Origin of the sequence: Rhodococcus sp. D-46 (genome assembly GCF_011290655.1) — a bacterium.
GTDB classification, from domain to species: Bacteria; Actinomycetota; Actinomycetes; order Mycobacteriales; family Mycobacteriaceae; genus Rhodococcus_F; species Rhodococcus_F qingshengii.
The window spans coordinates 60,468-85,808 of sequence record NZ_JAANTF010000006.1 but is presented as its reverse complement, the minus strand read 5'-3'; the positions used below and the strand labels follow the sequence as shown (position 1 = coordinate 85,808).

Below are 25,341 nucleotides of genomic sequence, written 5' to 3'. Positions count from 1 at the left end.
TCACATGATGACTTTTGCTGCGCCGCGCGAATTTGTCAATGGATTCGGCTAGATCTGCCCGAAAACAACTCCGGCCCCTCACCTGCAACAGGTGAGGGGCCGGAAGAGTGAAGCGGTCAGACTCAGGCGTATTCGTAGAAGCCGCGACCGGTCTTCTTGCCGAGGCGACCGGCGTCGACCATGCGGCGAAGCAGCGCCGGCGGAGCGTAGTGCGGTTCTGCGAATTCCGCGTACAGGGACTCTGCCGCTGCGAGGGCAATGTCGAGACCGACGGTGTCGAGCAGCGTCAGCGGGCCCATCGGGTAGCCGCAGCCGCCCTTCATGGCCTCGTCGATGTCTTCTGCTGTGGCGTAGCCGGATTCGAGCATCCGGACAGCCTGGCACAGGTACGGGATGAGCAGAGCGTTGACGATGAAGCCCGAACGGTCGCCCGCGCGAACCGTCTTCTTGCGCAAGGTGTTCTTGGCGTAGTCGGTGACGGCGAGAACGGTCTCTTCGGACGTCGTCAGGCTGACCACGATCTCCACGAGCGGCATGACCGGCACGGGGTTGAAGAAGTGAACGCCGACAACCTGGCCGGGGCGCGAGGTGGCCTTGGCGATCTTGATGACGGGGATCGACGAGGTGTTGGTCGCCAGAATGCCTGCAGGCTTGACGATCTTGTCGAGCTTGCCGAAGATCTCGTACTTGAGAGCTTCGATCTCGGGAGCAGCTTCGATCACCAGATCGCGATCGGCGAACTCTTCCATGTCCAAGGTGACGCGGACGCGTGCGATCGCGGCGTCGGCTTCTTCCTGGGTGATCTTGCCCTTGGCGACGCCGCGGTTGATCGACTTGGCGATCCGTTCGCGAGCAGCGGCGGCAAATTCTTCTTTGGTTTCGAGCACCAGTACCGAGCTACCGGCTTTTGCACAAACTTCGGCAATGCCGGCACCCATGGTGCCGCCGCCGATTACGCCTACGAGTTCCACGATTCTCCTCAAAAATTAGGGGCAAGCCCCTGTGCGCCGTTCCGGTAGTCAGAACTACCAGAAAGGCGCACAGGGGCGCGAAGTGCCTTACTTCAACAGCGCACGCGACATCACGACGCGCTGAATCTGGTTGGTGCCTTCGTAGATCTGCGTGATCTTGGCGTCGCGCATCATGCGCTCGACCGGGAAGTCGGTGGTGTAGCCGGCGCCACCGAACAGCTGCACGGCGTCGGTGGTGACCTCCATGGCAACGTCCGAAGCGAAGCACTTCGCCGCAGCGGAGATGAAGCCGAGGTTCTTCTCGCCGCGCTCGGCGCGTGCTGCGGAGGTGTAAACCATCAGACGTGCGGCTTCGACCTTCATCGCCATGTCCGCGAGCATGAACTGAACAGCCTGGAAGTCGCTGATGGACTTGCCGAACTGCTTGCGATCCTTGGTGTATGCCAGCGCCGCGTCGAGTGCGCCCTGGGCCAGGCCGACAGCCTGAGCACCGATGGTGGGACGCGTGTGGTCGAGGGTCTCGAGTGCCGTCTTGAAGCCGGTGCCCGGTTCGCCGATGATGCGGTCGCCGGGGATGCGGCAGTTCTCGAAGTACAGCTCAGCGGTGGGGGAGCCCTTGATGCCGAGCTTCTTTTCCTTCGGTCCGACGACAAAGCCCTCGTCGTCCTTGTGGACCATGAAAGAGGAGATGCCGTTTGCGCCCTTGTCGGGATCGGTGACAGCCATGACGGTGTACCAGGTGGACTTGCCGCCGTTGGTGATCCAGCACTTGGAGCCGTTGAGGATCCAGTCGTCGCCGTCAGCCTTTGCGCGGGTACGCATCGAAGCGGCGTCGGATCCGGCTTCACGCTCGGACAGTGCGTACGACGCCATTCCGCCGTTGACGAGGTCCGGGAGCACCTTGGACTTGAGCTCTTCGGAACCCTTGAGGATCAGGCCCATGGTGCCGAGCTTGTTCACAGCGGGGATCAGCGAGGAGGAGCCACAGACGCGGGCGACTTCCTCGATGACGATGCAGGTGGCGACGGAATCGGCGCCCTGGCCGTCGTAAGCCTCGGGAACGTGGATGGCGTTGAAGCCGGACGCGTTGAGAGCGGTGAGCGCTTCCTCGGGGAAACGTGCGTTCTCGTCGACGTCCTTGGCGTACGGCGCGATTTCCTTCTCGGAGAGTCCGCGGATAGCAGCCCGCAGTTCGTCGTGCTCTTCGTTCAGTGCGAAGAGATTGAAATCCGGGTTTCCTGCCATGGGAACGCTCCTTGGTGAAGGTGGCTTGAAGGCGGTCGGTGCGGCTCCGGCGTTACCAGCGAGATTCGCGGACAGACCGGTGCCCATGACCCCAGTCAAACACGGCACTGAGTGCCAGGTCAAGGGATGGGTGTGTGAAGTTTCGGTGCACGAGCAGTGTCAGCCGAGTTGTTCGTGGATTTTTCTGCTGATCTCATCAGCGGACGTGCCCGGGGGAAAGGCTACTACCAGCACGGACTTCGATTCTGGCGTGCTGGTCTTGGACCCGGGTGCCACGCCGTATGTCCGCCGAACGTCGAGCAATGCCTGACTTAGTGCATCAGCTGTGGCGTCCTCGTCGCCTTTGATCATGCTTCGCAAGAGGTAGTTGTGGCACGCGGTGACAGCTGCGGCAAAACCGACAACCTCGAGGACAGGCTCGCGGGGCACAGCGCTGCGCAGGTAGTCGACGAAGAGGCGCTCGTAGCGGAATCCGGTGACGAGTTCGCGGTCGCGAAGAGCCGGAACATGCTGTACGACGCGGTATCGCCGCATCGACAGGTCTCGGTTCCTGCGGAAGAAATCGAAGACCAGTCCCGCGGCCTCGCACACGGACGCCCAGGGGTCGGCGGAATCGGACGCGAGGAACTCTGCGACGTGTTCGAGGAGGGACTCGTGATCGGCGAAGATCACGTCTTCCTTGGAGCGGAACTGCCGGAAGAACGTCCGACGCGACACACCGGCGGCAGCGGCGATCTGCTCGACGGTGGTGGCTTCGTACCCGTTCTCCGAGAACAACCGGATCGCTTGAGACGCGACGTGTACCCGAAACTGTGCGGGGTCAGTTCCGGGTACATCGGAGCGCTCGGTCATGGATGCAAGTATCCAGGTTTCGTCGGCGTCAGTTGTCGGCGCGTAGCTGGAACTTGAGAACCTTGCCGGTGGGGGTGCGAGGAAGGTCGAGCGGGAAGACGATGTCGCGGGGAACCTTGTACCCGGCCAGCAAAGTGCGGGTGTGCTCGACGATGTCTTCGGCGGATGCCTGTAATCCCTTGCCCAGCACCACGAATGCCTTCGGGCGCTCGCCCCACTTCTCGTCCGGAACGCCGACGACTGCCACGTCGATCACCGCGGGGTGACTCATGATCGCCTGCTCCACCTCGACGGTGGAGATGTTCTCGCCGCCGGAGATGATGATGTCCTTCGCGCGGTCCTTGAGCTGGATGTATCCGTCGGGATGCATGACGCCGAGGTCGCCGGAATGGAACCAACCACCGGCAAATGCTTCGGCTGTCGCGGCCTCGTCGCGGTAGTACCCGAGCATCACGTTGTTGCCGCGGAGCACGATCTCACCCATGGTCTGGCCGTCGGCGGGGACGTCGTTCATCTCGGCATCGACAACGCGAGCATTTTCGGCCTGCACCATGCCGACTCCCTGACGAGAGAGAAGTGCGGCGCGCTCGGACTGCGGCTTGTCGTCCCAGGCTTCCTGGTATTCGCAGATCGTGTAGGGGCCGTATACCTCGGTGAGGCCGTAGACGTGAACGACGGTGACACCGATGTCTTCGAGTTTTCCGATGATCGTCGGTGACGGGGGAGCGCCGGCGGTGGTGATGCGCAAGGCGTCGACCTTGTGGGCCTGGTCTGCGTCGGCGATGGTGGAGCAGACGGTAGGAGCGCCGCACAGATGTGTCACGCCCAGATTGTCGATGGCGTCCCAGATCGCATCGGCGCGGACCGCGCGCAGGCAGATGTGTGTGCCCGCGGCCTGAGTGACGGCCCACGGCGTGCACCACCCGTTGCAGTGGAACATCGGCAGTGTCCACAGATACTTCGTCGCTCCGTCGAAGCCGTTGTGGAATGTCTCGCCGAGCGAGTTCAGGTACGCCCCGCGGTGGGAGTACATGACGCCCTTGGGTTTTCCGGTGGTACCCGAGGTGTAGTTGATGGCGATACACTGCTGCTCGTCGTCGACGCCCCAGTGCAGTGGCTGATCGGAGAGAGCTTCGCCTTCGGCAATCAGATCGGCGTACTGCCCGGTGACGATTCCGGTGGGAACGTCCGGATAGGGGACGGTGGAGTCCGGGATCTCGACGATCTCACGCAGGCTCCCCACGTTTGCCTTGGACGAGGTGACCGAACCGACGAATTCGGAGTCCACGAACAGGATCGTGGTTCCCGAGTGATCGAGAATGTATTCGAGTTCGGGACCGGCGAGGCGTGAGTTCAGGGCGATCAGGACCCCGCCGGCGAGGGGAACGGCAAAATGCGCGAACAGCATCTCGGGTACGTTCGGCGCCAGGTATGCAACGCGGTCACCGGGCTGAATGCGTTCACGCAGGACGCGGGCCAGAGCCGCGACCTCGTCACCGAACTCTCGGTACGAGTAGGTCCGGTCGCCGTGAACGACGGCGGTGCGCTCGGGGAACACCGCGGCGCTGCGCTCGAGAAAACGCAGCGGACTGAGCGGGGTGTTGTTGGCTGCAACAGCTGTCGGGACAGACACGGTTCCTCCGAAGGCGACGTGGCACGGTTGGTGTCACGATAAGTGTGATCGGCACTACAAATGGCCTGGATGCACGCTATTGCCCAGCCAAAGGTGCCGCTACCCTCTGAATTGGGTACGTGGAGGTGAGAGTGAACAGGGTACTGAGACCGAGCGACGACGACGCGTTGCGCGCCGAACTGCGTCGGCTGCACCCCAAAACCGAGTTGCCGGTTCTGTTCGGCGGCTGCGTCAGCGACCGGTCGCTGACCATCACCGGTCACGTCGGCACGCGCAGCAACATCCTGCGAAACCTGCGGATCGACGCCGAATGCGGACTCGGCGGTCGGGCGATCGCAGAACAACGACCGGGCGCGGTCCAGGACTACGCGAACTCGTCGCACATCACTCACGACTACGACTACGAAGTGGGCACCGAAGCGATCGAATCCTTGATGGCAGTCCCGATCGTCGTACGCGGGGTTACTCGCGGAGCGATCTACGGAGGACTGCGTGCCAACCTGCCGATCGGCGACGTGATCGCCGAGACGATGATGCGATCGTCGTACGCGTTGGCCCGAGAATTCGAGATTCGCGACGAAGTGGATCGTCGGGTGGCGATGCTCGATACCGCTGCGGTGGAACATGGTTCGAACCGCGATGCCCAGATATCCGAAGGGTTGACCGAGAGCGTCCTGGCGCTCGGCGAGATCGCGGCGAACCTCGAGGACATGGCTCTCAGCGCGCAGGTCCTCGCGGTCGAGGCAAAGTTGCGGTCGTTGGCGTCGCCGAAACCTTCCGCGAACACTCCAGTCGCGAACACCGTTGTCCTGTCGCCACGCGAGCGGGAGGTGATGGGGTACGTCGCTCTCGGACTGCGCAATGCCGAGATCGCCGAGAGGTTGTCCCTGAGCGTCGAAACGATCAAGACGTACATGAGGAATCTGATGGGAAAACTCGACGTCCGCAGTCGTCACGAAGCGGTCGTGGAAGCGCGGCGGCAAGGTTTGATTCTGTGAGGGCTTGATTCTCTGATCGGTCCCGCCAAGCGGAATTTCGGAACTGCGTCGCCACTCCGGTTGATATGACGGACCTCACTATCGGCAGAGTTCGACACGAGTGATGAGGGCATCGATGCAGGATTTGTTCGACAACAACGACATGACCGGCCTGGCCGAAGCGATCAAGAGCGGCGACGTCTCCGCCAAGGAAGTCCTCGAGTTCAGTCTGGACAGGCTCGACGAGCGCAACCCGGCAGTCAACGCGGTGATCAGTGAGCGCCGAGAGGAAGCGCGCAACGAGGTATCAGGCGGCCTGCCGGATGGCCCACTGCACGGCGTCCCGTTCGTGATCAAAGACCTCGGCATGGACGTCGCAGGATTGCCGAGCACCAATGGATCTCGATTGTTCGCCGACGCTGTGGCAGAAAAAGATTCGACGCTCGTCGAGCGCTACCGCCAGGCTGGTCTGGTTGTCATCGGCAAGACGAACACCCCGGAGTTCGGCAAGAACGCGAGTACCGAACCTGCGCTGTTCGGACCCACCCGTAACCCTTACGCCCTTGATCGTTCGCCCGGCGGATCTTCGGGTGGCACGGCTGTAGCTGTTGCCGTCGGGATCGTGCCAGGCGGGCATGCCAGCGACGGTGGTGGATCGATCCGTATTCCCGCATCGGCCTGCGGCCTGGTAGGCCTCAAGCCGAGCCGAGGACGTACTCCGACGGCACCGGCGCGCACGCTCTTCTCGTCGCCGATGAGTGTTCATCACGCGCTCACCCGAAGTGTCCGCGACACTGCGTTGCTTCTCGATCTGTCCGCCGGGCCGACAGTGGGCGATCCTTACGTGATCCTGGCGCCGAAGCGGCCGTACATCGAGGAAGTGGGTGCCGATCCCGGACGGTTGCGGATCGGTCTGAGTAACGCTCTTCCTGACGGCACACCGGTGGACCCGGAGTGCTCGGCCGTCGCGACCGGTGTTGCCGGCCTGCTCGAAGAACTCGGTCACGATGTCACCGAGAGTGCCCCGAACTTTCCGCTCGATGCGCTCACTGCCGGGCTTTCGGTGTTGATGGGCATTCCGATGACGATCGAGGTCGACGAACGACTCGACGCCCTGAACCGCGCGATCCGCGACGACGACCTCGAGCCGATGGCGCGGATGATCTACGACCGCGCGAAGTCCGAAAGTGCGACGAACGTCGTCAAGGCGCTGCAGGAACTCGAGCGGGCCGCCCAGGTGATCGGTGCGTTCTTTGTCGATCACGACCTGTTGCTGACTCCGACGATGGCTCGGCCGGCAGCTCCGCTCGGTCTGCTCGATACGGCGAATCCTATGTCGATCTGGGAGCATTCGGCCGGGTACAGCGGCTTGACCAGTCCGTTCAACAGTTCAGGTCAGCCGGCGATTTCCTTGCCGATGGGTCATGACTCGGCCGGCGTTCCGATCGGCGTGCAGTTGGTCGGCGCGTTCGGCCGTGAAGATCTGCTGATTCAGGTTGCGTCGCAGCTCGAAACAGCCCGTCCGTGGTCCATTGCGCCGGTGTGGCCGCCGGTCCCGGCGTAGCGCGCGGTCGTCCGAGCCGGGGAGGACGTCAGGCGATGATGCGAATCGGCCACTGGCCGTTCACATCTGCCACGTCCCTCCCTTGGCTGAGAAGGTACTCGGCGAAATCGCGTTGCCGCTCGGCGTGCCAATCGGCTTGATCGACCATGAGATCGAGCCCCAGGATGTCGGGGAACCGCACGGCCAACTCGCGGGCCAACGCTGCCGCAGCTTTGGCATCGGCCTCGGCTTCGTGCGCCGACTCCAATGAAATTCCGTAGTGCTCGCACACGGCCGCAAGCGTTCGCTTGCCCTTGCGGAACGTATCCATCGCCCGATCGATCACGTACGGATCGATCACCAACCCCGGAACGAATGCAGGCTTGCCGATGCGCAGACCCTCGGCATGCATGACCGTCAGATCATAGGAGGCATTGAACGCCACGACGGCGTGATCGCGCGCCCAGGAATTGTGCAGAGCCTCGCGAATCTCTTCGTAGCCCTCGGAATAATCCTGGCCGTGTTGCGCCGCGAACTCGGTGCTGATGCCGTGAACAGCCGAGGCGCCGGCGGGGATGTCGACGCCGGGATCGAGTAGCCACGTGCGTGTTTCGACACTCGAACCGTCGATCACCGCGACGCAGGCACTGACGATACGAGCGGTCGACGGATCCCGCCCCGTGGTCTCGAGGTCGAACGCGCAGATCGGGCGATCGGACCAGCTACTCATCGGGGGCCTTTCGGTGCAGAACGTCATGTCCGAATCACTATGCACCCCCCTACCGACACAAACGACGAACAGCCACCTCCGGGGTGAAGGTGGAGGTGGCTGCTGCGTAACTGTGTGACGGACCTACAGAATCTCGGTTCCGACCGTGAAGCGATCCATGACGTCTTCGCGCGGAGTCACACCGAAGCCCGGTCCCTGCGGCACGGCGATGTGGCCGTCCTCGATGACAAAAGGTTCGGTGATGTCTTCCTTGTAGAAGCGATCGGACGCCGAGATGTCGCCGGGCAGCGTGAATCCGTCCAGCGCCGCGAGGGCTGCGTTGGCGGCGCGGCCGATTCCGGTCTCGAGCATCCCGCCGCACCACACCGCAATACCGTGTGCCGAGGCGAGATCGTGGATGCGCTTGGCTTCCAGATATCCACCGACACGGCTCGGCTTGATGTTGATGACCGAAGCGGCACCGAGCGTGATGGCATCCGCCGCATCCTTGGCCGACTCGACCGACTCGTCGAGGCAGATCGGAGTCGAGAGGGACTGGGCGAGCTTGGCGTGCTGCACCAAATCGTCCTCGGCCAGCGGCTGTTCGATGAGGAGCAATGCGAATTCGTCCAGGCGGCGCAGCAACTGCGCGTCGACGAGGGTGTACGCGGCATTCGCGTCGACCTGCAGAGGAACGTCGTAGCCGAACTCCTTGCGCACCGCAGCCACGGGAGCGATGTCCCAGCCCGGCTTGATCTTCAGCTTGATTCGCACGTAACCCTGCGACAGATAGTTGCCGACGGTCTCGAGCAGTTGAGGGATGCTGTCCTGGATGCCGACGGACACTCCCGAGGGAACTCGCGTGCGAGTGGCACCGAGGTACCGAGCGAAAGACTGTCCGCGAGCGCGCAATTCAGCATCGAGAATTGCCATTTCGATAGCCGACTTCGACATCTGGTGACCCACGATGTGGTGAAGTACGCTGCCGACCGTCTCGGCGGTGAGCGGTTGATCCGACTGCGACTTACGTAGCGTCGGAACAAGATACTCGCGAAGCATCGCCCGCGCACCAGCGGTGTATTCGGAGTTGTAGTACGGATCGCTGAGCGAGCCGCACTCGCCCCAGCCGACGGTCTCCACCGGACCGTTGGGGCCGTCGGTGGTGCCGCTCACTTTCAGGACGAGGGTGTTGCGCTCGAGCTGGGTGCTGAATGACGTGGTGAAGGGGGAGACGAGAGGGATGCGCAGTTCGCGCAATTCGACGGACTCAATGTGCATGGACTTGCTCTTCTCCGGTTGTCTCGCAGATTTTCGTGAACATGTAATAGCCGCTGGGGTCGAAGCCGGTCGATTGCCATTCCTTCGAGGCGATCAGTGGTTCGAGGTACTCGCGAAGCGCGTGTCGCCAGGCAAAGGCAGAGGCGCGGTCGACTGTTCTCAGATGCTCGATGTCTCTGGGTATTCCGACTGCGATATCGACGCAGTCGGGTGGGATCGGGAGCATTCGAGGCGTACCGTCTTCGGTGGGTTGAAGCACCTTGAATGTATCATTCACGGCCACAGTAGAACTCGGAGATCCATCGACGTCGAGGTCCCAGCTGACGAGCATACGATCGCTGGCGTCGCCTGCGTTGATTCCGTCTGCCATCGACCCGTAGAAATCCGGGTTGTATTCGGCCGGTTCGGCTCCGAGACGCTGAATGTTGAAATAGGCATTTCGTGCGACCAGTGGATCGAAGGTCCACCGGATCGTCCTGACGCCGCGCTCGATGCACCAGTCTCGCTGATGATGCTTGAGGGCGCGGCCGATTCCCTTGCCTGCGTGTCCCGGTAGTACTCCGGCGATGTGTGAGTGCAGAACCTCGCCGAGAGGCTCGACGAAGAATCCGACGCAACCACCGATCATTTCGCCTTCGGAAAAGGCTCCCACCACGTAGTGACCACCGTGGTGAAGCGCAACCAACATCGCAGTGCCGAAATGAGCCGGTCCGGGACTGGTAGCCCAGATCTCGTCGAAAACGGCGGATAGATCGGCTATTTCGCGGGTATCGACCAGTTCTCGAAACTCAACCGCTTTGCTTTTCGACACGAGGGCCCCCTTCAGACGTGATCGAACGAATAAGGCCCGCAACCAACGCCGTTCTCGGAGCGATTGCGGACACGAGCGCATGCTCGGTCTCGGCGTGTGCACCGCCGCCGACGCCACCGAGGCCGTCGAGGGTGGGGATGCCGATGCCGGCAGTGAAGTTTCCGTCCGAGGCTCCGCCGACGGCGAGGCCGACGGGAGGAGTCAGATCATGCTCGAGCGCAACGCGTTCCGCCAACGCCAGCAACGGTGCGGACATCGTCGCTTCGAGAGGGGGACGGTTGACGCCACCCGAGACCGTGACTACGGCTGCGGGGTGGATTGCCTGCAGGGCTCGGATATTCGCATCGACGCGCTCCTGCTCGGCAGCGCTGGTCGCGCGCACGTCCACGTCGACGAAGGCTTCTGCCGGAACGGTGTTGGTTGTGGTTCCGGCTGAAATGACAGTCGGGGTGACGGTGGTTGCCTGCGCAGGCGAGGACAAGTCGTTGATCGCGATCACGAGACGAGCCAGTTCTACTGCAGCGTTGATGCCCTTTTCCGGCTCCAGCCCGGCGTGGGCGGCGCGACCGGCAACATGGATCCGATACAGCGACACTCCCTTGCGGACAGTCTTCAGTTCGCCACCGTCACCGCCGGCCTCGAGAACCAGTACCGCGCCTGCCGCAAGTTCCTCGATGAGGGACCGCGACGTGGGTGAACCGATTTCTTCGTCACCGGTCACGAGGAGTGTGATTCCGTCGAGTGCATCGTCGCCGTGCAGCTCCCGGACGATAGCGAGAGCGTGGATTGCCTGAACGACACCAAGTTTCATGTCGAGTCCGCCCGGACCTCGGAGCGCTCCGTCGGTGACGGCTGCGGGCAGGCGTGTCAGGGTGCCGATCGGCCACACGGTGTCATGATGACCGAGCAGCATCAACCGCGTCGGTGAGCTGCCGAAACGGGTCACCAGATGGGTTCGGCCTTCCGTCACTATCGACTCCGGTGTCACGCCGAGTCGTTCGTGGACAAGATCTGACGTCCACTTCGCGCTGCGGGCAACAGCTTCGAGATCGTGTGACGGCGACTCGACTTCGATGAGCGCGATGGCGTCCTCGAGGATCTGAGGAAGTTGGCGCTCGGCCAGATCGCGGAGAATGGTCATCGGTTGTTCACTCGCGGATACGCGCGGCTTCCGACGTGTAGCAATTGTGTACTCCCGTTGTCGGAGAAAGTGATCCGGATCCAACCTGCTGATTGAGGTAGTTGGGTCGCGAATACTCCAGGGTGAACTTCGATCAGGCTGAGAGAGACGGACTCTGCGCTTTCGGCGGTGACCGAAGGGTCGATGTGATCGGTGCGGCGGGCGGTCAGGGAACCGCCGGTCCTTTCCAAGACGAAATCGGCTGCGGCATCGCGGTACAGGCCGCACAGCGCATCGAGTTCTTCAGGTGAGGACGTGACGCGGGTGTGGGGGTCACCAGGCGAGAATGCCGGTGTCACACTGACGCCGCCTATGGAACCGATTACTTCAGCCAGAAGATCGCCGGAGAGAGCGTCCATTGCTCCACCGTTGGCCATCAGGACCACGGCTAGACCGCACGACGGCACCACTCGCAAGAACGACTGCTGGCCGAGAGTTCCGCCATTGTGGCCATGAGCCAGTACCCCGCCCCAATTGTGCAGCAGCCACGTGGTTCCCATGATGTCCGCTGACGACACGTCACCGATCTGGCGGCGCTCCTCGAGCATCGCCAGATGAGTGGAACGCCGAAGGAGAACCGGGTCCTCGCGCATCGAGTCCTGAGCGAACAGGAGTAGATCTTCGGCCGTGCTGTTGATGAGGCCGGCGGGGCCCATCGAGCGGGGGATGAGGAACTGTGGTGTCTGCTCGAGATTGTCGGCGCCGCCGACGTGCCCGACTGCGGCAGCGCCGACGTGTCCGACTGCAGCGCGGTGCAGTGCCGTCTCCTCAGGCAGGGTCGTGGTTTTGGTCAGGCCGAGCGGTTCGATGATCCGCTCGCGCAGAACCGCGTCCCAACTCTTACCTCGGAGAACCTCGATGATTCGTCCGGCGATCACGAAGCCGGTGTTGCAGTACGACCAATCGGTGCCGGGGGCGAAGAGCTGCACCGTTGATTTCAGTGATGCGACGTATCGCTCGACGCAGTCGTCGCCGCGCCCGCCGTCGATGAAAACGTCACCGTCGATGCCACTGGTGTGAGTCAACAGGTGGCGAGTCGTGACCGTTTCGGTGGCTACCGCGTCGGCAACTGCGAAGTCCGGCAAGATGTTCCGGACAGGTGAGTCGAGATCCAGCAATCCTTCTTCGACGAGCTGCATGATCAGGGTGGCCGTCCAGACCTTGCTGATCGAACCCATCTGGAACAGCGTGTCGGGCGTAGCCGCGACGCCGGTGCGGGTACTGACGACACCGGACGTGACCACGGTGCGGGAGAATCCGCTGCGGGTTGTGGTCAGAATTCCCAGTGAGGCGCCGGGCACCCCGTACTTCGCACTCAGGGTGTCGAGTCGGTACTGCCAGTAGTCGGGATCGACCGTGGTCAGTGCGGGCTTGGGGGAGAGGTGCCGTTCGATCCAGTCGACGAGACGAGTGCTGTACTCCAGTCGGTGGGACGGCCGACCCGTCAACACGAAGGCATGTGACGCGTCCGGGAAAACCACCAACTCGGTCGGGGTGCCGGCCAAACGCAGTCCACCGAACCACTGTTCGGCCTGGTTGACCGGGCAACGGACGTCGCTGCCGCCGTGAAGGATCAGCGTCGGTGTCGTCACCTGGGAGACTCGCCCCAGCGGCGAAAGTTCCTGTACCCGAGATGACTGCGGGTCGAATTCGACCGTCTGCAGCAAGATGCCCTCGTCTGAGGGGCCGGCCGTGTTCGCGATGTCGCAAACGAGACCACCGGCGACTGCGACGGCAAACCGATCGGTGACGGACGTCAGGGCGCACGTCATGAATCCGCCGTAGCTGTAGCCCGTGAGCACCAGTTGCTCCGGATCTGCCATCCCCTCGGCGACAAGGGTTTCGACCGGTTCGAGCAGGTCGGCACGATCCGCCTCACCCCAGCCGTCCCGCACACCGTCGAAGAAGTCGTTTCCGTAGCCGTCACTTCCGCGCGGATTGATCATCAAGACCGTGAATCCCAGCGCGACCAGTTCCGCGTGGTATGCGTGCATCACGGTGGGCGTTCCGGTCCAGGCATTGTGTGGTCCGCCGTGGACGTCCAGAACCAGCGGACCGGCGCCCGTGACGTTCGGGTCGCGCAGGATCCAACCCTGAACACGGGTGCCGTCGCTGATGTCGAACCAACGCTCGGAGGCGACTGGAAACGCGACGGAAGTTGTCAGTTCCGTGTTCAATTCGGTGACCGTTTCGACTGCACGAGTCTCGAGGTCGATGACGGCGACCTCGCCGAAGGATGTCGCCGTTGCCAGCGCGACGACGGCTCGCCCGGACGTCAGGGCAAGGCCTGAGACCACTGTCTGCTCGCCGGTGAGAAGTGGTGAGACGGAGCCTGATCCGAAATCGACCTTGTGCAGTTCGGTGGAGCCGTGGTTGCGGATGCAGAAGACGATGTCGCCGTCGGCGGTGAAACTCGGTGCGCCACCGGGATAACCGGTCCCGCCCGGCATGACGTTTCGGTCGAGTCCGGACGTCAGGCTGCGGTCTTCCGCTCGCTGGTCGCGGTGCAGGACAAGAAGTTCGTTGTTGTGAATGATCGGCGTGTGCCAACCGACGGCTACGACCGCGTCGCCGGCAGGTGTCCATGCAAGTGGTCCTGCGATGCCGCGTGCGTGCCCCAACATCCGCGGAGCGGAGGCGAGATCAGTCAGCGATACGGTCCAGGCGGAACTCGCCCGCGTCAGATCGGCGTCGCCGTCCATCGCCGCGGTGAAAGCCAGTTCGGTGCCGTCGGGACTGTACGCGGGATGCGAAGCGTCCCAATCGCCGTCCGTCAGCTGCCGTAGTGAGCCGGCGGCCAGATCGAACTCGAACAAGTGCGCCCGAACGCTGCCCCGGACACCGGATCCGTCGACCTTGTAGTTGAGGCGCTTCGCCACCAAGAGGCATGACGATCCGGCGGCAGTGCGGTCGACGGGGGCGCTGAAGGCGATCCGAGCGCCGTCGGGAGAGAACACCGGTGCCCCCGCGCCGAGCGGGAGCTGCGCCGTGGTGGTCAGCTGTGTTGCCGGGCCCCCGGTGGCGTCGACCTTCCACAGTTGTGGTGTGCCCGAGGAATCCGGCCGAACGAAGACCAACAGCGTCGAAACGGGATGCCAAGCCGGCGAGGTGTCGGCAGGTCCCGCGGTGAGCTGTAGTTGCGGGGAAGCCAACCAGATCGAGTGCTCGTTGGTATCCGCAGCCGGATTCGCTTCGGTACGTACGTATGCAATGCGTCCCGACGCCGATACGGCGATGCTGGTCGGTGTAACCACGGACGCGTAATCCTGGATTCTCGCCGAACGACGTTCTTCGGCACGGGCTACGGCAGCGGGGGAGTCGAGAGTGGTCGGCGTTGTCATTGGAACATCGGCTCCCCGAATGTCGGGATCGCGGACAACAGCTTTGCCGTGTACGGCTCCTTCGGCGAATCGATCACGTCGAGAACCGGCCCGTGCTCGACGATCTCGCCGCCGAGCATGACTGCGACGTGGTCACAGACGTAGCGGATCACCGCCAGGTTGTGACTGACGAACAGAACCGTCAGACCAAGCTGCTTCTGCAGATCCACCAACAGATTCAGAACCGCGCCCTGCACGGACACGTCCAGAGCAGAGGTGATTTCGTCGGCAAGCAGAACTGCCGGTGCGGCTGCCAAAGCCCGCGCGAGGGCAACTCGTTGGCGCTGACCACCCGACAACGACGATGGGTATTCGTGCGCCTTCTCCACCGGCAGTTGGACGGTGGTGAGGAGTCGAGCGACCTCGGCAGCGCGGTCGCCGCGGCTGCGCCGAGCTTTGTCACGACGCTCGGTGGACCTCAGCGCCTCGGCGAGTGACTGGCCGATGGTCATTCGCGGGTCGAGGCACGAGTACGGATCTTGGAAGACCATCTGGATCCGGTGGCGCAGACGAGCCGTCGCGCCGCGGGCGTGAGCGACGTCCACACCGTCGAGAAGGATCTGGCCGGAACTGGGCTCGGCCAGGCCGACAGTTGCTCGCGCCAGTGTCGACTTTCCGGAACCCGATTCACCGACGAGACCGACCACCGATCCGGAGGGGATGTCGAGATTGATGTTCTTGACGGCGTGGAATTTTTTCGAACCGCTACCGAGGTGGACGTTGACGTCACGGAATTCGAGTCTGCTCATCGGATCTCCTCTGCAACAGCCAACAGTTCTTCCAACTCGATGTCGGCGGTGCTCTCCTCGGCGTCGAGGCTCTCCACCTGCCAGGCTTCGTCGACGGTGGCAAGCGGCTTGTCGCGATCGGTGCTCATGGTGGGGACCGCGGCGATCAGCGCGCGGGTGTACGGATGCTTTGCACGGCCGGCAATCAGATCGTCGACTGCGATGTCTTCGACGATTTCGCCGGCAAACATGACGAGGACACGGGTGCACATGCCGGTGATGACGGCCATGTCGTGCGAGATGAGAAGGATTGCGGCGCCGGTTTCTTCGCGAACCTCATGGAGCAGCCCGAGGACCTCACGCTGAACGGTCACATCGAGCGCAGTGGTGGGTTCGTCCGCGATGATCAGAGCGGGCTTACCCATCAGACCCATGGCGATCATCGCGCGCTGACGCATACCGCCGGAGAACTCGTGGGGGTACTGCTTCGCACGCCTGGGCGCGTCGGGGATCTTGACGGCGTTCAGTCGCTCGACTGCCGCCTTCTTCGCGTCGGCCTTGCTCATACCTTCGTGGAGCCAACCGATCTCGGCGACCTGATATCCGACCTTGAGAGACGGATTCATGGACGACATCGGATCCTGGAACACCATCGCCATACGTGTGCCGAGTTGGCGGGCAACCTTGCGCGAAGCCGCGTCGTCCGGCCGCTTGCCGTCCTTCATCAGCACGGTGCCGTCGAACTCGATGAGCCCGGCGTCGACCACGGTGGGGTGGTCGGTCAGCTGCGCGATTGCCATGCAACTCAGTGACTTTCCGGATCCGGATTCACCGACGATGCCCACGGTTTCGCCGCGGTGAACTGTAAAACTGATGTTGTCGACGGGGCGACGCCAGTCGTCACCCGCGGGGACTGCGACGGACATGTTGCGGACGGTCAGTACCGCGTCTTCGTCGGTGGGCGCCGAATCGGCCTGGGCAGTTTTCCGGTTGATCGGCTTCCACTTCGGCAGGCGACTGCTGATCGGGCTGCGAACTCCCGCGCCGCGAGCAATGGCCTCGCCGAGCAGCGTGAAGGTCAAGCCGGCGAGCACGACGGCGATGCCGGGGGCGAGTGCGGTGGCCGGGTTGACGAAGATCTTCGACAGACCTTCGTTGAGCATCCGGCCCCAGTCGAATGCAGGCGGCTGAATGCCCAAGCCGAGGAACGAGAGTCCGGCGAAGACCACGAGGCCGCTGCCGACAGCGATGCTGGCATTGACGATGAGTGGTTCACGGATATTGGGGAGAATGTGGCGGAACAGCAGCCCCGGCTTGGTAACCCCGAGGATGCGTGCTGCGTCGATGAAGTCGCGTCCGTTGACCGACGAAGCCAGTGCGTACGTCAACCTCGCGAACGGCGAGGCCAGGGCGAGACCGATGGCGATCACCGCGCTGCCAGCACCCTGTCCGAGAACGACCAACAGGAAGATCGCGAGGAGCAGTCCGGGGAATGCGATGGCGAAGTTGAGGAATGCCACGACCATTCGTCCGACCCAGCGGGGAGCGAGCGTCGGGAGCGTACCGAGTATCAGGCCAATTGTGACACCGAGTGCGACGGCTCCGAGAGCCATGAGCACCGACAGTCTCGCGGCGGTCATCGTGCGGGCGAAGACGTCACGCCCGCCGGCGTCGGTGCCGAAGATGTGCTCGGAACTCGGTCCCTGAGAGAGTGCCTTCGGGTTGGCTGCGACAGCGGCGTCACCCCAGATCATCGGTCCGAAGATGACGAGGGCGATCAGAGCGGTCAGGAAGGTGAGGGCCAGGATTCCCAATGGGGTGCGGAACGTTCCGACGATCCAGTGTCGTCGCGGGGGCGTCTTGGGGGCCGCAGTGGGGGCCGTAGGTGAGGTGCTCAACTCAGTTCTCCCGAATTGTGGATCGTGGGTCGATGAGAGCGAGCACCACGTCGACGATGAAATTGATGAGAAGGACGATGGCGCCGTAGATCACGACCAGTGTCTGGGCGAGCGGGTAGTCCTTCTCGGTGATGGACTTGACCAGCGCCATGCCCATGCCGGGCCAGGCGAAGATGCTCTCGATGAGCACGGTGCCGGCAATCAGACCACCCAGGAGGAGTCCGGCGAGCGTCAGCGTCGACGTCATGAGGTTGGGCATTGCATGACGGAAGTAGATTCGTGCCACGGGCATTCGCTTGGCGCGCGCCGTACGGATGTAGTCCATGTCCAACACGCCGAGCGCCTCTGCACGGACGATGCGCGACATCGAGGCGATGGCACCGATCGACATGGCCGCGACCGGGAGGATGTAGCTTTCCGGTCCACCTCGGCCGGCGACGGGCAGAACAGGGAACGTGACGGCAAAGAGGTAGACCAGCGCCGTACCGAACATGAACTCGGGGATCACGGCGATGGTGCCCGACGTTGCGGTGTAACCGATCTCGACTCCGCGTCGTCGACCGTTGCGGGTCAGTGCAGCGAAGATGAGGCCGATCGGAATGCCCACTAGCAGCACCGTGACGACTGTGAGTACAGCCAGTTCGAGTGTTGCCGGTAGGCGGGACGCGATCACCTCGAAGACCGGAGTCCTCAAGGTGATCGAGTCACCGGGATTCCCGCTCAGCAACCCGCCGACGAATCGGAAGTACTGCTGCCACAAGGGAAGGTCGTAACCGAGCTGAGACCTCGTTGTCTCGACCAGTTCGACCGGTGCGTTCATTCCCAGTGCCAACCGAACCGGGTCTCCCGGAATCAGTTGGAGCATCAGGAACGCCGCAGTCACCAGCGCCCAGAGTGAAATCACGAAGGTGCCGAAACGACGCAGAAGATATGCGGGCCAGCTGTCGGACTCGAGCCACTTTGCTCGAGCCTGAGGCGCCGCTTCTGGTTTCGCGGCTTCAATAGTTTGACTCATGGGCTGTCTTTCCGGAGGGCGGGATGCTGGGGCGGGAAGATATTTCAGAGTGGGCGGACGGCCTACTGGTAGAGACGCAGCGCAGAACCGTTGAGCGACTTGCCGAATGAGAGTCCGGCCTTGTTGAAGTACACGTTCATGACGGAGTCTGCGAAGGGCACGGCCGCGATCGTCTTGGTGAGCTCCGACTCGGCGTCGGCCCAGGCGTCACAAGCGTCGCTACCGGTCAGACCGGAAGCCTTGGTGGCTGCTGCTTCGTAGGCGGGGTTGCTGACCGATCCGAAGTTCTTGCCTGCTGCGGGAACCGGCCCGGCAAAGTACGCAGTGAAGGTGCTGGGCAGCGAGGAGTTGACCTGGACCCAGGCGATGTCCCAGGCAGAGTTGTCCTTGCCGCTCAGAATGACGTCGATGATCTTGTTCGAGTCGCCCCCGGTCACCTCGACGTTTGCGCCGAGTTCGGACCACGCCGACTGAGCAAGTTCGGCCGCCGCGTTGCGCGGATCGTCGGTGCCGTCGTACACGAGGCGGAGATTGAGCGGCTTGCCATCCTTGCTTCGCTTGCCGTCAGCGCCGGCGGTCCAACCAGCGCCGTCCAGTGTTGCCTTGGCGGCAGTGAGGTCGAAGTCCGGAATGTTGCCTGCGACAGAGTCGTAAACGCAGGCGCGCGGTTCGACGGCGACGAGGCTGGTTGCCCGGACCCCGTGTCCGGCGGTGATGACCTGAGTGAGGTCGTCGAGATCGACCGCTTGGATCAGGGCCTTGCGCACTGCGGGATCGCTGGTGGGATTACTCGCGATCTGGTTGAAGTACATCTGGCCTGCCGGCAGAGGCCGACCGACGGAGTCCAGATTGGCTGCCGCGACGCGGTCCTTGTCCGGACCGGCGATCGGAGCTGCGTTGAGTTCACCCGAGAGCAGCTGATTTGCGGCGGTGCTCACGTTCGGCGACATGGCGGCGACGACCGTCTTGGGGACGCCCGGGGTGTCGGAGGTCGTGCCGTCGGGGCCCCAGTTGTAGCCCTCGCGACGCTGGAACGTGTAGTGGTCGTTGGCGGCAACTTCGGTGACTTCGAACATGCCGGTGCCGAGCGACTTCTTGTTCGACGCTGTCGGATCTTTCAATCCGGCCTCGCACAGGATCGGCAGGCGACCGACGTTGAGAAGAAGGAACGGGCTCGGCGCCGGAGTGGTCACCGTGACACTGCGCGTTGCCGGATCGGCAGTCGCAGTGGCGCCGGTCGGTACGGAGGACCCGCGCAACTGTGAACCGTTGTCCGGGTTGGCCACGAAGTTGATGTTGTCCGCGACGGTCTGCGGTGTCAGCGTCGATCCGTCGGTACAGGTCACCCCGTCACGGATGGTGAAGGACGCCGAGGTCGGGGTCTCCTCCCACTTCTCCGCCAACCACGGTCCGACTTCACTGGTATCGGGATCCTGGTAGATCAGGTAGTCGTACGCCAAACGAGACAACTCGGCGGTCGCCGAGGCGGCCGACATGATCGGGTTGAGTGCACCCGGATCGGCCTGCAGGGCGAAACGGAAGGTCCCGTCGGTGGCCGGTTCACCGCCACTGGCGCCCGAGGACGTGCCTCCCGAGCCACAAGCAGACAACACAAGCGTGAGCCCTGCGGCTGCCGCAAGTGTTGGATAGAAGCGGTGTTTCATGGTGCCTCCGTGATGGAGCAGGGGCCCGAGCGAAAAACGTGAGGGCGCGGTTGAGTGTTGACTGCTAAATCTTGGCGCATGACGTGACGCGCATCTCTGTCGATCCTCACGAAAATCGGGTCGATTTTCGTCCGCTCCCACGAAAACCGTCAGGATCAGTGAATACCTGTCCGTATACCGACAGCGACCGGCGAAACACGACGATTTCCCCGGTCGCTACCGGCGGTCTACTGGTACAGGCGCAGGGCCGAACCGATGAAATTGCGGCCGAATGCAAGACCCGCATTGTTGAAGTAGAGAGTCGTGATCTTGTCGGCAAAAGGTACCGCCGAGTTTGCTTTGATGATCTCGGACTCAGCGTCTGCCCAAGCGGCACAAGCGTCCTCGCCCGTCAGCCCGGAAGCCTTGGTGACGGCTGCGTCGTAGGCCGGGTTGGAGATCGACGCAAAGTTCATTCCCGCAGCGGGCACCGGACCGGAGAGGAAGGGGACCAGCATGCTGGGCAGCGCGACGTTGATCGGCTCCCACGCGACATCCCACGCCGTGTTGTCCTTGCCGCTGAGTGCGACATCGAGAATCTTGTTCGAGTCTCCACTGGTGAGTTCAACGGTGGCGCCCAGGTCGTTCCACGCGTTGACTGCGACGTCGGCGGCAGCATCGGTCGCGTCGCCGAACGTCTCGTAGACCATCCGAATTCGGAGCGGTGTGCCGTCCTTGCTGCGTTTACCGTCCGCGCCGACCTTCCAGCCCGCAGACTCGAGAGTTGCTGCGGCCGCACTGGTATCGAAGTCCGGTAGGTTTCCGGCGACAGAGTCGTAGATGCAGGCCCGCGGTTCGATGGACACCATCGTGGTCGATCGGGTTCCGCGGCCGGCGGTGAAGATCTCGGCGAGGTCGTCGAGATTGAGAGCCTGGACCAGCGCCTTGCGTACGGCAGGATCGCTCGTCGGATTGCCGGGACTGTGGTTGAAGAACATCTCGCCCGCTGGAGCAGGCTGCTTGACGGTATCCAAGTTCGCGGCGTTCATGCGGTCCTGATCGGGGCCGGAGACGGCAGCGGCATTCAGATCACCGGACAACACCTGGTTGGCCGCTGTGCTGTTGTTCGTGATGATGGATGCGACGACATTCTTGGGTACACCGGCAGTGTCGGAGGTAGTGCCGTCCGGTCCCCAGTTGTATCCGTCGCGCCGAACGTAGGAGTAATGATCGTTGGCGACTGCCTCGGTCATCTGGAACATGCCCGACCCGAAGGTCGTCTTGTTTGCCGCCGTCGGATCCTTCAACCCGGCCTCGCACATGATCGGTATTCGCGCCAGGTTGAGAAGCAGGAACGGAGAGGGTTCCGGAGTTGTGACCGTTACGGTCCGGGTCGCCGGGTCGGCGGTGGCAGTTGCAGTTGCCGGTGCGTACACCCCGCGGAGAGCGGATTTGTTTGCTGCGTTGGTGATGAAATTGACGTTGTCGGCGACGGTCTGGGCAGTCAGAGCGGATCCGTCGTTACAGGTGACGCCGTCGCGAATGGTGAAGGACGCGGAAGTGGTTGTCTCTTCCCATTTCTCGGCGAGCCACGGCTTGGTTACGCCGGTATCGGGATCCGGATGGAGCAGATAGTCGTAGCTCAGACGCGCCAGTTGGTGCGCCGGCGAAGCGGCGGTCATCAGCGGATTCAGAGCGCCAGGGTCGGCCACGAGAGCCAATTTGAAGGTGCCGTCCGTGACGGGTTCACCCCCACCCGAACCCGATGAGCCACCCGTTGAGCACGCGGTCAGGGCAAGAACGGTGCCAGTTGCCGCAGCCAGTAGTGCGTAGGACCGTTGTTTCATGGTGCCTCCGGAAGGTGTGGTCCCGCCCGAGTGACGCGAGGTCTGTCGGGTCGGGAGCAAAAGACGATTGCTTGAATCTTCACCCAACAAAAGAACGAGAACATCGTCCGGATTTACGAATGTTTCGTGAGACTTGGTAGATCGCTACAACATTGTCGGATGGAAGAGACGAAGCTGGAGCATCAGGCTGAATCGAGTTTCCGGATCATCGAGATCGATGCCGGCAATCCCGGCAAGCTTCTTGAGGCGGTACCGGAACGTGTTGACGTGGATGTGAACCAAGGACGCAGCAGCCGGAATGTCGCCGAACGTGTCGAGCCAGGCACGGAGAGTGTCGACAAGGTTGATGTCGTGACTGCGGTCGTACTCACGCAGCACCGCGAGCGGACCCGATGCGGTCTCGTTCTCGTCCGCCAGGGCGTCGGAGAGGCGCAGAAGTAGGGAATTGATCTGCACGTCGTCGGCGCGCGCGACGGTCCGGCCCGAAGAATTCCACGTCGACCTCAGAACGCGAAGTGCTCGGTCGGCTTCGTCGCGTGACTTCTCCAGCGTCATCACGTCGGCCACTGTCGCACCAATTCCGATGACCACCGACTTTTCCGAACGGGAACGGTCTGCAAACTCCGACGCGATCCGACGCACGTAGTCGTCGTCGGTCTGGTGCCGGGTGTGTGGGATGACGGCGTAGACGGTGCCGCCGATCGCTGCCGCCACCGACAGCGGAAATACTTGGTCGAGATAGGTATTGAGTGTCAGGGCCAGTTGATCGACGTCGGCTTCGGCCTCCAACGATGCACCGGCGCCGCTACGGAAGCCGGCCGCAAGCACGTTTGCCTTCGAACGGCCGTAGCCCAGTCGCTCGGCCGCTTCCTTCGCTGAAGTGCCGCCACTCAGTAACGTGATCACCTCACCCAACCTCAGTCGTCGTGCGGAATCGGCGGCCAGCTTGGCGCGAAGTAAACTCATCGCGGCCACGCCCGCTGCCTCGACGAGCGTTTTGACCTGCAATTCGTTCGGCTCCTCGTCCAAGATCACCCAGATCGAACCGAGGATCTGCGATGCCGCATGTATTCGCATGCCGACGCGGGGCCTGATGCCCGGCCCGATACCCGGTAGAAATACCGGCAGGGTAGAGCCGTAGATCTTGTTGAAATACCCCATTGACCTGAGCCGATCGGAATAGTGCTGCGGCACTTGATGTCCGAGGACACTCTGCTTACGTGCCTCGTCGCCGAAGGCTTGATCTGCCGAGAACGCGAGGATCCGGCTCGACTGATTCTCGATGGTGACCGGGCCGTTCAATACCTGAGCGATAGAGTTGGCAAGATCGAACAGGTCGGCGTCGGCGGCCGACGTGCGGTCCCCGTTGTTGCCGGATTCGAGGATCTCGTTGATCAACGACGCGCTTTGCAGCCAGCTTGCATCCTTGACCATTCCGAGGAGTGCGACGTCGGTGTCGGCCACCGCTTTCTCGACGAGGCCGTCGAAGTCCAGGGGCTCTTTGACGATCAGCGCTACCGCACCTGCCGAGCCGTATTCTCTTACCGCCGTTGCGATATCGGCCGAACCTGCGAGACCTGCGCCGAGTACGACGGCGCCCGCACTGTCCTGGGTAGCTTCGGACCCTTCGTGCAGGGTCACGCGGCTGACAGTGCGGGCGCCGTCGACGGTGTCGCCACCGCTGAGGAACGTCATTCCCAGTCTGTCGACGATGTCGACGATCGATACTCCCGTAGGTGTGGTCACCACCACACCTTAGGGGGAGCGGGGTCGATCAGTTGTCTGGTTGCCCTGCTCAGTTGCTGGGCTGCTCCGCCACGGCCTTCTCGACGAACCGGCGGGTCTGATCGAACGCCGCGGGCACCTGGACGGAATCGGTCATGTCACTGATCTCGGACCACCGTTCGGCGACGACCTCGGGGGAGAGTGCGCCTTCGGGGATGTAGACGCCCTGCGACTCCTCCATGCGAGCGATCGCGAAGACGCCGGCGCCGGCGCTGAGGATGGTCTTCGTCGGTGCGTCATCGGAGACCATGAACAGTGCGCCGGGTGAAATCGATTCGGGTGCAAGCAGAGCGAGAGTCTTCTCGTCGAGGAGGTCTTCGGTCATGCGGGTCGCGGCGGTCGGGGCCAGCGAGTTGACGCGGATGCCCTTGCGTTCGCCCTCAATGGCGAGAACGTTCATCAGGCCGACGACGCCGGACTTCGCGGCGCCGTAGTTCGCCTGGCCGAAGTTGCCGTAAATTCCCGATGCCGACGTAGTCATGAGGATGCGTCCGTAGTTCTGTTCGACCATGTGCGGCCAGACTGCCTTGGAACAGATGACGGAACCCATCAGATGCACGTCGATGACTTTGCGGAAGTCGTCGAGCTCGGCCTTGATGAACGACTTGTCGCGCAGGATTCCGGCGTTGTTGATCAGGATGTCCACGCGGCCCCACTTGTCCACGGCCGTCGCGACCATGGCGGCAACGGCGTCGACGTCAGTGATGTCGCAGTGGTCCGCGATGGCCTCGCCGCCCAGCTCGACGATTTCCGCCACTACCTTGGCTGCTGCGGTATCAGCGCCGCCACTGCCGTTGACCGAGCCACCCATGTCGTTGACGACGACGCGTGCGCCGCGTGCGGCGAGGGCCAATGCGTGTGAACGGCCGAGTCCGCCGCCTGCGCCCGTGATGATCGCTACCTTGCCGGAAAAATCCAACGACATTGGAAAACCTCTCTGATCTGGGATACTACTCAGTATTACTATGCGATGGCGTGGAAACAGTCAAGGGCCGGCAGGCAGTGTGAATGGGAGTGGAAGTCGAATGAGTAGTGATCTTCCGGACGTGCGATCCGCGATCATCACCAGCGCCGCCGACGCCTTTGCCGAAGACGGTTACGCAGCCACGACTGTAGATTTACTGGCCGATCGAATCGGCGCCACCAAAGGTCTTGTCTACTACCACTTTCGTTCGAAGTTCGACATCTACCTGGCAATCTACGAGCGCGGGATGAGCCTGCTCCGCGCTGAGGTCGAGTCTCGGATGGGCGGGGCAGAAAGCGGCCTCGCGCGTCTCGAAGCGATGTCGCACGCCCACCTGGTCAATCTCATGACACATCTCGGGTACCACCACACGATCCACCAAGGTGTCCGGGGTCAGATGAACTCCGCGCTCAAGCCGAGGCAACAGCAAGTCCTCGTGGAACTGAATTCGCTGCGACTCGACTACGAGAATCTGTTCGTCGACGTGATGACCGAAGGTGTCGCGGATGGTTCCATTCGTGCGGGCTCACCTCGAATGGCGGCAAAAGTCCTCCTCAGCAGTCTCAACGGCATCGACCTCTGGTACCGAAGGCGTGAAGGGCAGACGTTGGCGGAGACGGAGTCGTTGGCGGACCAGATCGTCGAACTGTTGATCGGCGGATTGCGCGCTGCGAACTGACTGAAAGCTGCATTCGTCGAGCGGGTTTCCTCCGACCGGTTCGTGCTGTCCTGCGGCTTGTCGTTCGGTTTGTCCCGCTCTGACAGTCGGGGTAGAATGTTGGCGTCGTGCGCGGACTTGCGTAGGAATTCAGGGAAGAGGAGGTGTGGCTGTAATGCGTGGCCAACCTCCGAGTACCAACTGAAGCTGTAGCCGCCCGGGTT

General features: G+C 62.8%; 19 protein-coding genes. 3 read left to right on the top strand and 16 right to left on the bottom strand.

Annotated elements, in window-relative coordinates:
* Positions 1-122 precede the first annotated feature (122 nt).
* The 4 genes from G9U53_RS16120 to G9U53_RS16105 form a co-directional block, all read right to left on the bottom strand.
* Complete coding sequence (locus tag G9U53_RS16120) at positions 123-971, bottom strand: 3-hydroxybutyryl-CoA dehydrogenase (protein ID WP_003940434.1); 849 nt, start codon at positions 969-971, stop codon at positions 123-125.
* An 87-nt stretch (positions 972-1,058) separates the two neighbouring features.
* Complete coding sequence (locus G9U53_RS16115; protein ID WP_003939784.1) at positions 1,059-2,216, bottom strand: acyl-CoA dehydrogenase; 1,158 nt, start codon at positions 2,214-2,216, stop codon at positions 1,059-1,061.
* 159 nt (positions 2,217-2,375) lie between these two features.
* Complete coding sequence (locus G9U53_RS16110; protein ID WP_003939674.1) at positions 2,376-3,068, bottom strand: TetR family transcriptional regulator; 693 nt, start codon at positions 3,066-3,068, stop codon at positions 2,376-2,378.
* A gap of 28 nt (positions 3,069-3,096) precedes the next feature.
* On the bottom strand, positions 3,097-4,701 hold the full coding sequence (locus G9U53_RS16105; RefSeq protein WP_030535166.1) for an acyl--CoA ligase family protein: 1,605 nt from the start codon (positions 4,699-4,701) through the stop codon (positions 3,097-3,099).
* A gap of 131 nt (positions 4,702-4,832) precedes the next feature.
* On the opposite strand from G9U53_RS16105, the gene G9U53_RS16100 reads away from it, so the two are divergent.
* Positions 4,833-5,699 carry a response regulator transcription factor gene (locus G9U53_RS16100; RefSeq protein WP_058037699.1) on the top strand — a complete coding sequence of 289 codons (867 nt, stop codon included), beginning with the start codon at positions 4,833-4,835 and terminating at the stop codon, positions 5,697-5,699.
* Between the two features lie 115 nt (positions 5,700-5,814).
* A complete protein-coding gene (locus G9U53_RS16095; RefSeq protein ID WP_058226227.1) occupies positions 5,815-7,242 on the top strand; it encodes an amidase in 1,428 nt (475 codons plus the stop codon).
* Positions 7,243-7,270: 28 nt separating this feature from the next.
* Here G9U53_RS16095 and G9U53_RS16090 read toward each other — a convergent pair whose 3' ends face one another.
* From G9U53_RS16090 to G9U53_RS16035, 12 genes are all read right to left on the bottom strand, one after another.
* The gene (locus G9U53_RS16090) at positions 7,271-7,951 is read right to left on the bottom strand and encodes a 3'-5' exonuclease (protein WP_003940028.1); all 681 of its coding nucleotides are present in this window, start codon (positions 7,949-7,951) and stop codon (positions 7,271-7,273) included.
* 123 nt (positions 7,952-8,074) lie between these two features.
* Positions 8,075-9,208 carry an o-succinylbenzoate synthase gene (gene menC, locus G9U53_RS16085; protein WP_003940422.1) on the bottom strand — a complete coding sequence of 378 codons (1,134 nt, stop codon included), beginning with the start codon at positions 9,206-9,208 and terminating at the stop codon, positions 8,075-8,077.
* Positions 9,198-10,019, bottom strand: coding sequence for a GNAT family N-acetyltransferase (locus tag G9U53_RS16080; protein WP_007731362.1), 822 nt, complete (start codon positions 10,017-10,019; stop codon positions 9,198-9,200). Before G9U53_RS16080 ends, menC begins: the two co-directional genes overlap by 11 nt.
* A complete protein-coding gene (locus tag G9U53_RS16075; protein ID WP_042925004.1) occupies positions 9,997-11,160 on the bottom strand; it encodes a M20/M25/M40 family metallo-hydrolase in 1,164 nt (387 codons plus the stop codon). Before G9U53_RS16075 ends, G9U53_RS16080 begins: the two co-directional genes overlap by 23 nt.
* Positions 11,157-14,540 (bottom strand): serine hydrolase, encoded by a 3,384-nt coding sequence (locus tag G9U53_RS16070; protein WP_165638905.1) that lies wholly within the window; start codon positions 14,538-14,540, stop codon positions 11,157-11,159. The genes G9U53_RS16075 and G9U53_RS16070 overlap by 4 nt, the downstream gene beginning before the upstream one ends.
* Positions 14,537-15,328, bottom strand: a complete 792-nt coding sequence (locus G9U53_RS16065; RefSeq protein ID WP_003940215.1) for an ATP-binding cassette domain-containing protein — start codon at positions 15,326-15,328, stop codon at positions 14,537-14,539. The genes G9U53_RS16070 and G9U53_RS16065 overlap by 4 nt, the downstream gene beginning before the upstream one ends.
* A complete protein-coding gene (locus G9U53_RS16060; RefSeq protein WP_225320135.1) occupies positions 15,325-17,205 on the bottom strand; it encodes a dipeptide/oligopeptide/nickel ABC transporter permease/ATP-binding protein in 1,881 nt (626 codons plus the stop codon). Before G9U53_RS16060 ends, G9U53_RS16065 begins: the two co-directional genes overlap by 4 nt.
* A 1-nt stretch (position 17,206) precedes the next feature.
* On the bottom strand, positions 17,207-18,220 hold the full coding sequence (locus G9U53_RS16055; protein WP_003940249.1) for an ABC transporter permease: 1,014 nt from the start codon (positions 18,218-18,220) through the stop codon (positions 17,207-17,209).
* Between the two features lie 62 nt (positions 18,221-18,282).
* The gene (locus tag G9U53_RS16050) at positions 18,283-19,884 is read right to left on the bottom strand and encodes an ABC transporter substrate-binding protein (protein WP_003940335.1); all 1,602 of its coding nucleotides are present in this window, start codon (positions 19,882-19,884) and stop codon (positions 18,283-18,285) included.
* A 227-nt stretch (positions 19,885-20,111) separates the two neighbouring features.
* Positions 20,112-21,710: an ABC transporter substrate-binding protein gene (locus tag G9U53_RS16045; RefSeq protein ID WP_007731371.1), complete on the bottom strand. Its 1,599-nt coding sequence runs from the start codon at positions 21,708-21,710 to the stop codon at positions 20,112-20,114.
* 144 nt (positions 21,711-21,854) lie between these two features.
* A complete protein-coding gene (locus G9U53_RS16040) occupies positions 21,855-23,456 on the bottom strand; it encodes a helix-turn-helix domain-containing protein (RefSeq protein ID WP_007731373.1) in 1,602 nt (533 codons plus the stop codon).
* 49 nt (positions 23,457-23,505) lie between these two features.
* Positions 23,506-24,420 (bottom strand): SDR family NAD(P)-dependent oxidoreductase, encoded by a 915-nt coding sequence (locus G9U53_RS16035; RefSeq protein ID WP_007731375.1) that lies wholly within the window; start codon positions 24,418-24,420, stop codon positions 23,506-23,508.
* Between the two features lie 100 nt (positions 24,421-24,520).
* On the opposite strand from G9U53_RS16035, the gene G9U53_RS16030 reads away from it, so the two are divergent.
* Complete coding sequence (locus G9U53_RS16030) at positions 24,521-25,138, top strand: TetR/AcrR family transcriptional regulator (RefSeq protein ID WP_007731377.1); 618 nt, start codon at positions 24,521-24,523, stop codon at positions 25,136-25,138.
* Positions 25,139-25,341: the final 203 nt, after the last annotated feature.

Coding starts and splice junctions, on each gene's coding strand:
- G9U53_RS16110 (WP_003939674.1), bottom strand. CDS start 3,068: ATGACCGAGCGCTCCGATGTACCCGGAACTGACCCCGCACAGTTTCGG.
- G9U53_RS16030 (WP_007731377.1), top strand. CDS start 24,521: ATGAGTAGTGATCTTCCGGACGTGCGATCCGCGATCATCACCAGCGCC.
- G9U53_RS16035 (WP_007731375.1), bottom strand. CDS start 24,420: ATGTCGTTGGATTTTTCCGGCAAGGTAGCGATCATCACGGGCGCAGGC.
- G9U53_RS16050 (WP_003940335.1), bottom strand. CDS start 19,884: ATGAAACACCGCTTCTATCCAACACTTGCGGCAGCCGCAGGGCTCACG.
- G9U53_RS16115 (WP_003939784.1), bottom strand. CDS start 2,216: ATGGCAGGAAACCCGGATTTCAATCTCTTCGCACTGAACGAAGAGCAC.
- G9U53_RS16065 (WP_003940215.1), bottom strand. CDS start 15,328: ATGAGCAGACTCGAATTCCGTGACGTCAACGTCCACCTCGGTAGCGGT.
- G9U53_RS16045 (WP_007731371.1), bottom strand. CDS start 21,710: ATGAAACAACGGTCCTACGCACTACTGGCTGCGGCAACTGGCACCGTT.
- G9U53_RS16095 (WP_058226227.1), top strand. CDS start 5,815: ATGCAGGATTTGTTCGACAACAACGACATGACCGGCCTGGCCGAAGCG.
- G9U53_RS16055 (WP_003940249.1), bottom strand. CDS start 18,220: ATGAGTCAAACTATTGAAGCCGCGAAACCAGAAGCGGCGCCTCAGGCT.
- G9U53_RS16070 (WP_165638905.1), bottom strand. CDS start 14,540: ATGACAACGCCGACCACTCTCGACTCCCCCGCTGCCGTAGCCCGTGCC.
- G9U53_RS16090 (WP_003940028.1), bottom strand. CDS start 7,951: ATGAGTAGCTGGTCCGATCGCCCGATCTGCGCGTTCGACCTCGAGACC.
- menC (WP_003940422.1), bottom strand. CDS start 9,208: ATGCACATTGAGTCCGTCGAATTGCGCGAACTGCGCATCCCTCTCGTC.
- G9U53_RS16075 (WP_042925004.1), bottom strand. CDS start 11,160: ATGACCATTCTCCGCGATCTGGCCGAGCGCCAACTTCCTCAGATCCTC.